The sequence below is a fragment of the Pseudomonas sp. AC355 genome, assembly GCF_979258205.1.
In genome coordinates this window covers 2,787,155-2,800,909 of sequence record NZ_OZ409843.1, presented here as the reverse complement: position 1 = coordinate 2,800,909, position 13,755 = coordinate 2,787,155, and the positions used below count along the sequence as shown (strand labels likewise).

Annotated in this window: 12 protein-coding genes and 1 pseudogene; 7 read left to right on the top strand and 6 right to left on the bottom strand. The window is 60.4% G+C overall.

Annotated elements, in window-relative coordinates:
• Positions 1–89: 89 nt before the first annotated feature.
• The 3 genes from ACZ0AI_RS13250 to ACZ0AI_RS13240 form a co-directional block, all read right to left on the bottom strand.
• Complete coding sequence (locus ACZ0AI_RS13250; protein ID WP_463562305.1) at positions 90–677, bottom strand: IMPACT family protein; 588 nt, start codon at positions 675–677, stop codon at positions 90–92.
• Positions 677–1,336 carry a TetR family transcriptional regulator C-terminal domain-containing protein gene (locus ACZ0AI_RS13245; protein WP_463562304.1) on the bottom strand — a complete coding sequence of 220 codons (660 nt, stop codon included), beginning with the start codon at positions 1,334–1,336 and terminating at the stop codon, positions 677–679. Before ACZ0AI_RS13245 ends, ACZ0AI_RS13250 begins: the two co-directional genes overlap by 1 nt.
• Positions 1,337–1,458: 122 nt before the next feature.
• Positions 1,459–2,382, bottom strand: a complete 924-nt coding sequence (locus ACZ0AI_RS13240; RefSeq protein WP_463562303.1) for an aldo/keto reductase — start codon at positions 2,380–2,382, stop codon at positions 1,459–1,461.
• 221 nt (positions 2,383–2,603) lie between these two features.
• Between ACZ0AI_RS13240 and ACZ0AI_RS13235 the strand changes: the two genes are divergently transcribed.
• Positions 2,604–2,960: a hypothetical protein gene (locus ACZ0AI_RS13235; protein WP_463562302.1), complete on the top strand. Its 357-nt coding sequence runs from the start codon at positions 2,604–2,606 to the stop codon at positions 2,958–2,960.
• A 193-nt stretch (positions 2,961–3,153) separates the two neighbouring features.
• On the opposite strand, the gene ACZ0AI_RS13230 is transcribed toward ACZ0AI_RS13235, so the two are convergent.
• Positions 3,154–4,074, bottom strand: a complete 921-nt coding sequence (locus ACZ0AI_RS13230; RefSeq protein WP_463562301.1) for a LysR family transcriptional regulator — start codon at positions 4,072–4,074, stop codon at positions 3,154–3,156.
• A 188-nt stretch (positions 4,075–4,262) separates the two neighbouring features.
• Between ACZ0AI_RS13230 and aptA the strand changes: the two genes are divergently transcribed.
• From aptA to ACZ0AI_RS13215, 3 genes are all read left to right on the top strand, one after another.
• On the top strand, positions 4,263–5,609 hold the full coding sequence (aptA, locus tag ACZ0AI_RS13225) for an omega-aminotransferase AptA (RefSeq protein WP_463562300.1): 1,347 nt from the start codon (positions 4,263–4,265) through the stop codon (positions 5,607–5,609).
• A complete protein-coding gene (locus tag ACZ0AI_RS13220) occupies positions 5,609–5,902 on the top strand; it encodes a cupin domain-containing protein (protein WP_463562299.1) in 294 nt (97 codons plus the stop codon). Before aptA ends, ACZ0AI_RS13220 begins: the two co-directional genes overlap by 1 nt.
• A 78-nt stretch (positions 5,903–5,980) precedes the next feature.
• A complete protein-coding gene (locus ACZ0AI_RS13215) occupies positions 5,981–7,480 on the top strand; it encodes a CoA-acylating methylmalonate-semialdehyde dehydrogenase (RefSeq protein WP_463562298.1) in 1,500 nt (499 codons plus the stop codon).
• Positions 7,481–7,733: 253 nt separating this feature from the next.
• On the opposite strand, the pseudogene ACZ0AI_RS13210 reads toward ACZ0AI_RS13215, so the two are convergent.
• Both ACZ0AI_RS13210 and ACZ0AI_RS13205 read right to left on the bottom strand, forming a co-directional pair.
• A pseudogene (locus ACZ0AI_RS13210) lies at positions 7,734–8,177 on the bottom strand (REP-associated tyrosine transposase); the annotation flags it as partial.
• 615 nt (positions 8,178–8,792) lie between these two features.
• Positions 8,793–9,548: a hypothetical protein gene (locus ACZ0AI_RS13205; protein ID WP_463562297.1), complete on the bottom strand. Its 756-nt coding sequence runs from the start codon at positions 9,546–9,548 to the stop codon at positions 8,793–8,795.
• Between the two features lie 447 nt (positions 9,549–9,995).
• Between ACZ0AI_RS13205 and ACZ0AI_RS13200 the strand changes: the two genes are divergently transcribed.
• The 3 genes from ACZ0AI_RS13200 to ACZ0AI_RS13190 all read left to right on the top strand — a co-directional run bounded on the left by ACZ0AI_RS13200 (position 9,996) and on the right by ACZ0AI_RS13190 (position 13,753).
• Entirely contained in the window at positions 9,996–10,886 is an 891-nt protein-coding gene (locus ACZ0AI_RS13200) for an MBL fold metallo-hydrolase (protein WP_463562296.1), read from the top strand.
• A 441-nt stretch (positions 10,887–11,327) separates the two neighbouring features.
• Positions 11,328–12,449 (top strand): branched-chain amino acid ABC transporter substrate-binding protein, encoded by a 1,122-nt coding sequence (locus ACZ0AI_RS13195; protein WP_463562295.1) that lies wholly within the window; start codon positions 11,328–11,330, stop codon positions 12,447–12,449.
• A gap of 389 nt (positions 12,450–12,838) precedes the next feature.
• Positions 12,839–13,753 carry an ABC transporter permease subunit gene (locus ACZ0AI_RS13190; protein ID WP_042556336.1) on the top strand — a complete coding sequence of 305 codons (915 nt, stop codon included), beginning with the start codon at positions 12,839–12,841 and terminating at the stop codon, positions 13,751–13,753.
• Positions 13,754–13,755 lie beyond the last annotated feature (2 nt).

Genomic DNA, 13,755 nt, shown 5'->3' with positions numbered 1-13,755 from the left:
TCGGAATGCTCATTTACAGCTCGTAAACTCCGCTTCCTCACTGCTTTTTGCCTCGCCTGACCTTCGCTCGGAAACTTTTCGAACAGACCCTAGTCAGGCAATTGCAGGCGGCTGCGCCCGCGGCTGATGTCGGCGAGCAGGCGCTGCAGGGCGTCGATGTGCGCCTGCGGCACGGCCAGGTGCAGTTCGGCGCCATGGGCGTCGAAGGTTTCCTGCTCCAGTACGGCATCGAATTCGCCCAGGCGCGATTTGAGCAACGCCAGCTCGGCGAACCCGCAATGGCAGGAGCAGGAGAGGCGCGCAACCTGCTCCTGGCGCTCGGCGTTTTGCAGGCATTTGTTGGCGCTGCCGCCATAGGCGCGGGCCAGGCCGCCGGTACCGAGCTGGATGCCGCCGTACCAGCGCGTCACCACCACGGCCACGCCATCGAAACCTTGAGCTTCGATGGCGGCGAGGATCGGCCGGCCTGCGGTGCCGCCGGGCTCGCCGTCGTCGCTGAAACGATATTGTTGGCCGAGCTTCCAGGCCCAGCAGTTGTGCGATGCGCTCGGGTCGCTGAGCTGCTCGACGAGCGCCTGAGCATCCGCTGTATTGTTGATGGCGCGGGCCTGGGCGAGAAAGCGGCTCTTGCGGATTTCCTCGCGGTAGTCGCAAGGAGCGAGTAACAGAAAGGACATCAGACGCTCGGTTTCAGTCCGCAGCCCTTGAGGATGATGCGCACCAGATTATCGGCAGCTGTCTGGTAATCCTGCTTGGTCAGGCGCGAGCGGCCACTGACACGGCAGATCTCGGAGGCGAAATCGGCGTAATGCTGGGTGCTGCCCCAGAGCAGAAAAATCAGGTGCATGGGATCCACCGCATCCATCTTGCCGACGGCGATCCAGCTTTCGAACACGGCCGCACGCTCGCGAAACCAGCTCTGGTGATCCTTGCCGAAATGCTGCGACAGGCATGCGCCGCCGCTTATCACTTCCATGGCGAAGATGCGTGAGGCCTTGGGGTAGCGGCGCGAGTATTCCATCTTGGCGCGAATGTAGCGCTCAAGGGCTTCGGACGGGTCATCCTCGGCGCGCAGGTTGCTAAAGGCGCTGTCCCACAGGGTGAGTATGTTGTTCAGCACCGCCAAATACAGGCCCTGCTTACTGCTGAAGTAATAATGCAGGTTGGCCTTGGGCAGGCCCACCGCCTGGGCGATGGTGTTCATGCTGGTGCCCTTGAAGCCGTGCCGGGCGAACTCGTCTTCGGCAGCGGTGATGATCGCTTCTATGTTCTTCTGCCGGATCCGGCCATTCGGCTTGCCGGAGGTGGCGCTATTGGCGGGGGCGTCGAGGGACATCGGAGGCTTCCGTTCTGGTCAGAGGGCACAGCGCAAGAACAGATACTCCAGAACCCGCCGACGTGACAAGCGCTTGCCGCCGAAAATATCTGGCCGGTCTCACTGCCGGCCAAGGTATTCGCTCAACTGAAGGCCTGGACGATGCGCTCACGCAGCTCGGTATTGGGTAGTCGACCCTGGCCGGCCTTGAGGTTGTCGACCACGTAGCGCGGGTTCGAGGTGGCCGGAATCACTGCGGTAACCGCTTCGTTGGCGAGGATGAACTTGAGCAGCAACTGCGCCCAAGAAGTCGCGTCGATTTCGGTGGCCCACTCCGGCAGCGATTTGCCTTTGACCCGGCTGAGCAATTGCGCCCGCTGGAACGGGCGGTTGATCAGCGTGGCGATGCCGTGCTCGGCGCAGTAAGGCAGCAGGCGTTTCTCGGCATTGCGCTCGGCCACCGAATAGTTGAGTTGGACGAAGTCGACCTTCTCCTTGGCCAGCACCTCGAGCAGGTCGTCTTGGGCCGACTCGATGTAATGGGTGATACCGATGTAGCGCACCTTGCCCTGCTCGCGCAGCTCACGGGCCAACGCCAACTGCGTGGTGGTGTCCTGCAGGTTGTGCACCTGCAGCAAATCCATCTTGTCGGTCTGCAGGGCCTTGAGGCTCGCCTCGAACTGCGCCAGGCCGCGCTCGCGGCCGGTGCTCGACAGTTTGGAGGCGAGAAATGCCTTGCCCTGGGTTTTGGTGCGCCTGAGCAGCTCGCCGGTCACCGCCTCGGCAGCGCCGTAGCTGGGCGCGGTATCGATCAGCGTGGCGCCGCCATTGATGAAAGCTCGCACTACCTCGTCCAGCGGTTTCAGGCTGGCATCGTCGAGGCTCACATTGAAGGTTTGCGACGTGCCCAGGCCGATCACCGGCAGCGCCTCGCCACTCGACGGAATCTTGCGTTGCAGCAGCGGGGCCGGATTCACAGCGAAAGCGAAGCCCGGCAACAACTGGCTACCGGCCGCGAGGGTCATCAGGGCAGCGCTGCCCTGCAGGAAATGGCGACGATTGGGCATGACGTGCTCCGTTGGCTGATCGAAGAGACAATGGCTTGAGACTAGACGCCCAGCCTCATGGATTGTCGACAGCCTGTTACCGAGTATGTCGCTAGCGATTGGCCGGCGAAGAAGGAACCAACCTTTGCGAAGGCCATCACAGCAGAGCCCATCAGCTTCTCTGATACGTCTGGAATGTTTAGGTTGCCTGCCTGAACCGTTGCCGAAGGATCCTGCAACCCGTGTTGTCTCGCCATCTGTTTTTACCCGTATTTGCTCTGCTGACACTGCTGGGCGGTTGTACCCAGTACCGCGAAGTGCCGCCGCAAACTGCCGAAGGCCAGGCCTGCGTCCAGCAGTGCAACGAAACGCAGCGGGCCTGTGAGCGCAGTGAGGATGAGTCCTACCAAGGCTTCAAAGTCATCTATGACAGCCAGAACCAGAGCTACCAGAACTGCCTGCATTCCACCGAAGATCCCAATCTCAAAACGCTGTGCCCGAAGCCCACGGCAATCGACGGGCCTGACTACCGAATCTGCTCGGAGGTCTACAAGAACTGCTTCGTCAAATGTGGCGGCAGCTACGAGAAGATCGAGTAAGCGCTGCATGGCAGGGTGGTTGCGATAGCAGCCGTTTGTTGAGTGCTTTTGTGGGAGAGGCTTTAGCCTCGATTTTGTCTAGCTAGGCGTAAAGAGCTCGCGGCTAAAGCCCCTCCTACAAGTTACGCGAACGGCCGCTTTCGCCTTGTAGCAGCCAATTCAAACGCACATCTAACTGTTCAAAAACGACCTCTCACGCGCTCGCCGCCAGCTCATCGAGAAAAGTCTCCAGCACCAGGTGCGGGCGGCGGCCCTTGCGCGTCACCGAGGCGAGGTTGAGGTCGTAGAAGCGCGTGTCGGCTTTCAGTGCACGCAGGCGGCCTTCCTTGATCCAGGCGGCAGCATAGTGATCCGGCAGGTAGCCGATATAGCGCCCGGTGAGGATCAGAAAGGCCATGCCTTCGCGGTCCGAGGCGCTGGCCGTGCAGTTCAGGGCCTGGTAGTGATTCTGGATGTCCGGCGGCAGGCGAAAGGTCGGGGCGATGGCGTCCTGTGCATTGAGGCGTTCGTCCGGCAGTTCCTTGTCATCCACATAGAACAGCGGGTGGCCGACGGCGCAGTAGAGCAGCGAGCGCTCGTCGTACAGCGGTTGGTAATCGAGGCCGGAAAGGCCGCCCACCATCGGCACCACGCCCACGTGCAGGCGCCCGTCGAGCACGCCCTGTTCGACCTCGCTGGGCGGCGTCATGCGGATATGCACGCGCACGTCCGGGCCGCGATCCTTGAGGCGGGCGAGGGCGCCGGTGATGCGCATGTGCGGCACCGTCACTAGGTTGTCGGTCAGGCCGATATTCAGCTCGCCGCGCAGGTGCTGGTGCAGGCCGTTGACCTCGGTGCGAAAGCTCTCCAGCGCGGCCAGCAACTGCTGGGTCGACTGGTAGACCTCGCGCCCTTCTTCGGTCAGGGCGAAGCCAGCACGGCCGCGCTGGCACAGGCGCAGGCCGAGGCGCTGCTCCAGGTCGCTCATCTGCTGGCTGATCGCCGAGCGGCCGATGCCCAGCGCGCTCTCCGCAGCGGAAAAACCGCCACACTCGACCACGCTGCGAAACAGCTTGAGCAGGCGGATATCGAAATCGCTGACCTGGGCGAGAGGTTCGGGGCGTCGGGCACTCATTGTTTAGTAAGCCTTGAACTGAAGATAAGAAGAGTGCTGTTTTACTGACTCTATGCCCGTGGCACCTTTGCTGGCAACTGATGCACTTACTTGTGGGAGCGGCTTCAGCCGCGATTGCTGTCGATTCTCGCGGCTAAAGCCGCTCCCACGTTACTCCCGATCACGCCGCCACTGCCGAGGCCATCGCCATGAACATGCCGCAGACCGCCACGCCGCCCCTGGCCAGCCAGCTCAAGTTGGACGCCCACTGGATGCCGTTTTCCGCCAACCGCAGCTTTCAGCGCGACCCGCGGATCATCGTCAGCGCCGAAGGCTCCTGGCTGACCGACGACTCCGGTCGCAAGGTCTACGACAGCCTGTCCGGCCTGTGGACTTGCGGCGCCGGTCACTGCCGCAAGGAGATTCAGGAGGCCGTGGCCAAGCAGCTCGGCACCCTCGATTACTCGCCGGGTTTTCAGTACGCCCACCCGCTGTCGTTCAAGCTGGCCGAGGAAGTCGCCGACCTGATGCCGGGCGACCTCAACCACGTATTCTTCACCGGCTCCGGCTCCGAGTGCGCCGATACCGCCGTGAAGATGGCCAAGGCCTACTGGCGCCTGAAGGGCCAGGCCAGCAAGACCCGCATGATCGGCCGCGCCCGTGGTTACCACGGCGTCAACATCGCCGGCACCGCGCTCGGCGGCATTGGTGGCAACCGCAAGATGTACGGCCAGTTGATGGATGTGGATCACCTGCCGCATACCCTGCAGCCGGGCATGGCCTTCACCAAGGGTGCGGCCGAGACTGGCGGCGTCGAACTGGCCAACGAGATGCTCAAGCTGATCGAGCTGCATGACGCCTCCAACATTGCCGCGGTGATCGTCGAGCCGATGTCCGGCTCGGCCGGCGTCCTCGTGCCGCCTGCCGGTTATCTGCAGCGCCTGCGCGAGATCTGCACCCAGCACAACATCCTGCTGATCTTCGACGAAGTGATCACCGCGTTCGGGCGCATGGGCAAATGGACGGGCGCTGAGTACTTCGGCGTCACCCCGGACATCGTCAACGTCGCCAAGCAGATCACCAACGGCGCCGTGCCCATGGGCGCGGTGATCGCCACGCGGGAGATCTACCAGACGTTCATGGGCCAGCCGACGCCCGAGCACATGATCGAATTTACCCACGGCTACACCTACTCCGCCCACCCGGTCGCCTGCGCTGCCGGCCTGGCTTCGCTGGAGCTGCTCAAGCGCGAGAACCTGGTGCAGCAGTCCGCCGAGCTGGCGCCGAAATTCGAGAACGCCATCCATGGTCTCAAGGGCGCCAAGCACATCGTCGACATCCGCAACTGCGGCCTCGCTGGCGCGATCCAGCTGGCGCCCCGTGATGGCGACCCGTCGATCCGTCCCTTCGAGGCCGGTGTGGCACTTTGGAAAGCCGGCTTCTACGTACGCTTCGGCGGCGACGGCCTGCAGTTCGGGCCGATGTTCAACGCCAAGATCGAAGACCTCGACCGCGTGTTCAGCGCCGTGGGCGATGTCCTGCAAAGGATCGACTGATGGCTGTCCGACAGCAGGCGGTAGCCACCGTGCAGGTGGATAACGACGAGGTGATCGTCACCGAATGGCGGTTCGCGCCGGGTAGCGAAACCGGTAGCCACCGGCATGGTTACGATTACGTGGTGGTGCCCATGACCGACGGCACGCTGCTGCTGGAAACCCCGGAAGGCGACAAGCACGCCCCGCTGGTGGCCGGGCAGAGCTACTTCCGCAAGGCGGGGGTGGAACACAACGTGATCAATGCCAGCGACCATGAAGTGATCCTCGTCGAAACCGAAATCAAAGCGCATTGAAACCATTCATGCAGGAGCTAGCCGGCTAAGCCAAGTGTCACGCCGCTCCTGCACAGATACGCATAACGAGGAATTTTCATGACCACCATCCAGCACCTGATCCACGGCGAACTCACCGACGGCCAGGGCGGCCGCAGCGCCGAGGTTTTCAACCCCGCCACTGGTGAAGCGGTACGCCGCGTCGCCCTGGCCGATGTGGCCACCGTGCAGCAGGCCATCGACTCCGCCAAGGAGGCGTTCCCGGTCTGGCGCAACACGCCGCCGGCCAAGCGCGCTCAGGTCATGTTCCGCTTCAAGCAACTGCTTGAGCAGCACGAGGACGCGATCGCCAAACTGATCAGCGAAGAGCACGGCAAGACCGTCGAAGACGCGGCCGGCGAACTCAAGCGCGGTATCGAAAACGTCGAATACGCCTGCTCTGCGCCGGAAATTCTCAAGGGTGAATACACCCGCAACGTCGGCCCCAACATCGACGCCTGGAGCGACTTCCAGCCGGTGGGCGTGGTCGCTGGCATCACCCCGTTCAACTTCCCGGCCATGGTGCCGCTGTGGATGTATCCGCTGGCCATCGTCTGCGGCAACTGCTTCATCCTCAAACCCTCCGAGCGCGACCCCAGTTCTACCCTTTACATCGCCCAGTTGCTGCACGAAGCCGGCCTGCCCAAAGGCGTGCTCAACGTCGTGCACGGCGACAAGACCGCAGTGGATGCATTGATCCAGGCGCCGGAGGTCAAGGCCCTGAGCTTCGTCGGCTCCACGCCGATCGCCGAGTACATCTACGCCGAAGGCAGCAAGCGCGGCAAACGCGTGCAGGCCCTGGGCGGCGCCAAGAACCACGCGGTGCTGATGCCCGATGCCGACCTGGATAACGCCGTCAGCGCACTGATGGGCGCCGCCTACGGTTCCTGCGGCGAACGCTGCATGGCCATCTCCGTGGCCGTGTGCGTGGGCGACCAGATCGCCGATGCGCTGGTCGACAAGATCGTTCCGCAGATCAAGGCCCTGAAGATCGGCGCCGGCACCCAGTGCGGCCTCGACATGGGCCCGCTGGTCACCGCCGCGGCGAAGGACAAGGTCACCGGCTATATCGACGCCGGCGTGCAGGCGGGTGCCGAGCTGGTGGTGGATGGCCGTGGCCTGAGCGTGTCCGGCAACGAAAACGGCTTCTTCCTCGGCGGCACCCTGTTCGACCGGGTGACGGCGGACATGATCATCTACACCGACGAGATCTTCGGCCCGGTGCTGTGCATCGTCCGCGTCGACAGCCTGGAAGCGGCCATGCAACTGATCAACGATCACGAGTATGGCAACGGCACCTGCATCTTCACCCGCGACGGCGAAGCCGCGCGGCTGTTCTGCGACGAGATCGAAGTCGGCATGGTCGGCGTCAACGTACCCCTGCCGGTACCGGTGGCCTACCATAGCTTCGGCGGCTGGAAGCGCTCCCTATTCGGCGACCTGCATGCCTATGGCCCTGACGGTGTGCGCTTCTACACCCGCCGCAAATCCATCACCCAGCGCTGGCCACAGCGCAAGACCCACGAGGCCGCGCAGTTTGCGTTTCCGAGTAATAGCTGAGGGGATGTGAGATAGATGAAAGGCCGGTCGAGAGATCGGCCTTTTCATTAGTGGCGATAATTGCGTCGGCAATTCCTGGGTATCGCTACGCTCAACCGCAGGCTACGCGCTACCCCGTAGCCCGGCGTCGAGCGAAGCGACACCCGGGAATCTCCACGCCGCCCTACAATCCTTCCCCGGTAAACATCTCGTCATTACCATCCCCCGCCCAATCCGCCGATAACAACCCCGCCGCCACATAACGATGAAACTACGACCACGGCCAATCCACCACCCGCTCCACATGCCCATGCTTGCGCGGATTGTGATGGATGTAATCGACATGCCGGGCAAAGTCCTCGTCGTCACGAATCCGGTGCTCCCAAAACCGCTGCTGCCAGATACCTCGCTCCCCCTTGCGTTGCCGGCTGGATGATAGGCGCTCGCCCGGTAACAGGGCCCGTGAAAAGCCGCTCTTAATCAGCCGCCAACGCACCGCGAAATCCGCATCGCCCGTTGGCAAGGTGCAGAGCGCATGCAAGTGATCGGGGAGGATAACGATGGCGTCGATGCGCCAGGGATGCAGGCGCATCACATGCGTGAAGCTGGCGCGCAGCAAATCAACATGGGTAATTAGCAAATCGCTATCGCGTTTAGCTAGATTGACCGTGAAAAACCAGGTAGCGCCAGGCGTTTTGTCGCGGCGGTAAAGCACCATTGTCTGCAGTCCCTTGCAGAAGAAACACCATTCAATGTAGCCCGGGTCGAGCGGAGCGACACCCGTGAATCGGCCTCCTAGGTATCGCTTCGCTCAACCCAGGCTACGGGCTTTGTTGTTCGTGTGATTTTGCGGAGCCCACTCTCGAATGGGTAGCCTGGGTCGAGCGAAGCGACACCCGAGTGGCGGTGTCCCGTGTATCGCTAAGCTCAATTCAGTCTACGGTCTAGATTGCATTCCGGCGCCGCTTATTCGTCGCCTGATTATTTGGTTTCGCCCTTACGGCGACTCACTTTTTTCAAACGCCAAAAAAGTAAGCAAAAACGCTGTGCCCCATCATCCGGGTCTCGCTGCGCTCGACTTCCCTCACTCCATCATTGCTCCGAGGGCCCGCCGCGAAGGGCCATCCCTGGCCCATCGCGGCTCTCGCGGCATCCATGCCGCTCAACCCTCTACACAACGATTCCGTTCGGCCTCCTGAAGGGGCGATTGGCGTATGTCTGACATATTGTGCTGAGTTCAATTGCGGAAAGGTTCGTGTTGTCCACCCTACTTGCTTGAATATATTGCGCGAGGTTTTGCTGTTGGAGTTTTTTGTGTTGTCCTCTTTTGAAGTTACAGGCTATGTAACAAGGTATACTCAATAGTGGCTGGGCCAGCTTTGTGGATGATAAATCGTGATTTTTTAAATCCGTACTCTGTTCCTGGCAGATAGTCTAATGTCACGTCCTGAGTGAACGAGGGTTTTAGCGTTCCTGCTACAGTGAACTCTCGGTATAGGAAACGAATTTTCCCGTCAAGAATTCCAGAATAGATAAGTTCGCTACGAACCGGATACTGCTCAGCGCCTGAGACTACCTCTGTAATTTTGTCTGCCTTAAGGTTCGTCGCTGAATTTAGCCTAGCTGTGTAGTAGGTTGTGCCCTTCGATTCGAGCCATTTCCAATAGATTTTGTCGGCTTTATCTACACGGCCGCTACTAGATAACAGACCACCTTCGGCAAGCTTCCCGTCAGATGTTTTGAATACTCCAGGGTAACGGAAGAAGTGACCGTCTACAGATATGCCTTCCGAACGAAGAGTTGTGGGATATAAGGTAAAAGAAATTTTGCTCAGCTTATGCGTGATATCAGATGTGGCGGAGGCTCCCATTGAAACAACTAAGAATGAGGTTTTTGCCGGGGCAAGTATAAGGTTGCCTCCAGTAATCATGTCCTCACCAACAGCAGCTATATTTTTTTGAGCATCAGCAATAGTTTCTCGCGGTAGTGGCATGCCTTGGTCTTGAGGTGGCTTTTGTACATTAGCTATCTCGGTTGTACATCCGGAAAGCAATGCTAGGAATAAAACTGGTAGTGACAGGCTTTTCATTAATGATGCTCTTTTGGATTTTTTTATTGAAGGCGTTTGATGTTTTTTAATCTTTAAGTGGTTCGGCGTGTTTTAGCCTACGCAGCACGACAATTCGAAGCTATTACCGAATTCAAGGCTGATGCCGTTGACCTAATATCCAGATTTATGAGGCTCGTCGGCGTCAATCAGGACGGCGAGGTGTTTTTGGTGGGCGGCAGGCGCGTTCTTGCTGGCCATGGTTCTTCCTTGAGAGGCGATGGCCGACCTTACTGCGAAATACTGGCGGTGCGCCACTAACTGCTGATGGCTTTTGGTCGCAGAGCGTTGCATGAGATTAGGCGAGCGTGCTCCCGCTGGGCTGTAATTTGCTCCGGTATGAGCAACAAAGCATTGCAGATAAGGCCGTATTTCGAATCAATTCGTCACCCTATGATGGCCCGGAATCTTTCTCTTCGAGGCTATGCCATGAGTGCTCTGCGTCTGTTGCGCCCTTTGTTGTTCGGTAGTGTCGTGCTGTCCATGGCTGGCCATACATTGGCGGCCGAGCCGTTGAAGCTGGAGTTGTACAACCCGGGCGAGCGCTCGATTTTCCCTGTGTCGTCGCAGATCGTTTCCGGGCCGACCGAGGCGGTGCTGATCGATGCGCAGTTCCAGAGCAACGATGCGCAGGCGCTGGTCGAGAAGGTGCGTGCCACGGGCAAGAAGCTCACCACTGTCTATATCAGCCACAGTGACCCGGATTACTACTTCGGCCTGGATGTGATTCACCGCGCCTTCCCGGACGCGAAGATCGTCGCCACTGCCGAAACCGTGGCGGCCATCAAGGCGAACAAGGACGGCAAGCTGGCGCATTGGGGGCCGATCCTCAAGGACAACGCGCCGAAGGCTCTGGTGGTGCCGCAGGCGCTGAGCGAGCCGAAGCTGACGGTGGACGGCCAGGTGCTGGAGATTCGTGGGCCGGAGCCCAAGCGTACCTTTGTGTGGATCCCGTCGCTGAAGACGGTGGTGGGTGGCATTCCGGTGTCGGCCAATATCCATGTGTGGCTGGCCGATACTCAGACCGAGCAATCGCGCCGCGACTGGCTGGGCACCCTGGACGCCATCACTGCGCTGAAACCGACCAAGGTGGTACCGGGCCATTACCTGAACAATGCCGATGGCAGCGTGCCGGATTCGCCGCAAGCGATTACCGATACCCGCGACTATCTGTTGGCTTTCGAGCAAGAAGCAAAAAAGGCCAAAGACTCGGCGCAGCTGATCGCAGCGATGCGCGAGCGCTACCCGAATCTCGCGGAAGAGTCATCGCTGGAGCTGAGCGCCAAGGTCATCAAGGGCGAAATGAAGTGGCCGCAATAAGCCCCGCCTGAACCGAAATGAAATCGCCCTGCCCGGCAACGGTGCAGGGCGATTTCGCGTTGTTACCGGTTACAACGGACGACTTCTCCCCATCGCAACCCTCACCGGTATGGCGACCGCTCTGGAATCACCCTCGGGTCTCTCAAACACGATTCCAGTTAGCGCTCACCAACCGTGCACTTATAAACCCGGTGTTTCGGATTGTTGCACCAGCTTGGACGATGCCTTGCTCGGTTGAGGTGCGTAGTTGGTGGCAGTCTGCAGCGATCGTGGCGCCTTTTTAATCGAAAATGACGCATTCTTTGGAACGACTATCCACGCTTATGCCGTTGAGCATTCCCAGCACGTATTTCAGTTATACCTTCGGCCGTTGGACGTGGAAGTGGCATAGGGCTTGCTCTTGCAGCAGGGCCAATCCTAAAACTCCTCAGGAGCACGTCCATGCCTCACAAGTCTTTTCAGAAAGCTTTCCTGGCGCTAGCGGTTACCGGCGCATTGGGTTTTTCCTCTCTTGCGCATGCCGATATCGTTATAGGTGTGGGCGGCCCCATGACCGGCGGCAACGCGGCTTTCGGTGATCAGCTGTGGCGTGGCGCCGAGCAGGCGGCGGCGGATATCAACGCCGCGGGCGGCATCAATGGCGAGCAGATCAAGCTGGTCAAGGGCGACGATGCCTGTGAGCCGAAGCAGGCCGTTTCCGTAGCCAACCGCATGGTCGACTCGGACAAGGTGGTCGCAGTGATCGGGCACTTCTGCTCGTCCTCCACCATGCCCGCTTCCGAGGTGTATGACGAGGCGGGCATTCTTGCTATTACTCCGGCTTCGACCAACCCGCAGGTCACTGAGCGCGGCCTGTCCGCGATGCTGCGCATGTGCGGCCGCGACGACCAGCAGGGCATCGTCGCCGGTGATTACATCGTCGATCAGCTCAAGGCTACCAAGATCGCCGTGGTGCACGACAAGGACACCTACGGCCAGGGCCTGGCCGACGCTACCCGCGCGCAGCTCAACAAGCGTGGCGTGAAGGAAGTGATGTACGAAGGTCTGACCCGTGGCGAGAAGGACTTCAACGCTCTGGTCACCAAAATCCGCGCGAGCGGTGCCGAGGTCGTCTACTTCGGTGGCCTGCATGCCGAGGCCGGCCCGCTGGTTCGGCAGATGCGCGAGCAGGGCGTGACCGCCAAGTTCGTCTCCGGCGACGGCATCGTTACCGACGAACTGGTCGGCACCGCTGGCGGCCCGCAATACGTCGATGGCGTGCTGATGACCTTCGGCGCCGACCCGCGTCTGATTCCTGATGGCAAGTCAGTGCTCGAGAAATTCCGCGCCAACGGCTACGAGCCAGAGGGTTACACCCTGTATTCCTACGCCTCCATGCAAGTGGTTGCCGCCGCATTCACCGGCATCAAGGGCACCGACGGCGTCAAGGCCGCCGAGTGGCTGAAGGCCAACCCAGTCGCCACCGTGATGGGCAAGAAGGAATTCGACGAGAAGGGCGACCTGAAAGTCTCTGACTACGTGATGTATCAGTGGGGCGCTGACGGCAAATACAAGCAGCTTTAAGAGAGAGCCAGTTCACGGTCTTCAGGGCAGGCGAGGGCGGCATTCGATTAGGTGGGCTGAAGCGGCCCACCCTACCGGATCCGCATGAGCCGTAGGATGGGCTTCAGCCCACCGATTTTGGTAAGGGCGCTCAGTGCCCATAGGAATGAGCTACTGCGTTCGATCTCGGACGCAGAGCGTCCTTCCAGGTATTCCCACGCAGAGCGTGAGGAACGATCCGATGAAGGTGCACCGCTTTTTCTGATGGGTATCGCTTCGCTCAACGCCATCCTACGGCTCATGCCGATCGTGAACGAAACTCCAAACCCGGTGGGTCATGGCCTGCCGGGGCTGCTGCGGTCGCCTGGCGGCTGCGCGCTTTTTTCCGTCACTGACTCAGAGATTCTTCAATGGACGGCATTTTCCTGCAGCAACTGGTCAACGGCCTGACCCTCGGTTCGGTCTACGGCTTGATCGCCATTGGCTACACCATGGTTTACGGCATCATCGGCATGATCAACTTCGCCCACGGCGAGGTGTATATGGTCTCCGCCTACCTGGCGGCCATTGCCATCGCGCTACTCGGTTTCTTCGGTGTGCATTCCTTCCCGCTGGTGATCCTCGGCACGCTGGTCTTCACCATCGTGGTCACCGGGGTGTACGGCTTCGCCATCGAACGCATCGCCTACAAACCGCTGCGCAACTCCACACGGCTGGCGCCGCTGATCAGCGCCATCGGCATGTCGCTGATCTTGCAGAACTATGTGCAGCTCAGCCAGGGCGCGCGGCAGCAGGGTATTCCGACCATGCTCGAAGGCGCGTTGCGTCTGCACGTGGGTGACGGTTACGTGATGATCACCTACACCAAACTGTTCATCATCGCGGCGGCCATCATCGGCATGCTGGCGCTGACCTTCATCATCCAAAACACCCGCCTGGGGCGCATGTGCCGCGCCACTCAGCAGGATCGCAAGATGGCGCAGATCCTCGGCATCAATACCGACCGGGTGATTTCCTACGTGTTCGTCATCGGCGCTTCCATGGGCGCGCTGGCGGGGGTGCTGATCACCCTCAACTACGGCACTTTCGACTTCTACGCCGGCTTCATCATCGGCATCAAGGCCTTCACCGCAGCGGTGCTCGGCGGCATCGGTTCGCTGCCTGGTGCGATGCTCGGCGGGCTGATTCTCGGCGTTGCCGAGGCGCAGTTCTCCGGCATGGTGAATTCCGATTACAAGGACGTGTTCAGTTTCTCGCTGCTGGTGCTGATCCTGATCTTCCGTCCCCAGGGCCTGCTGGGCCGTCCTCAGGTAACCAAGGTGTAAGC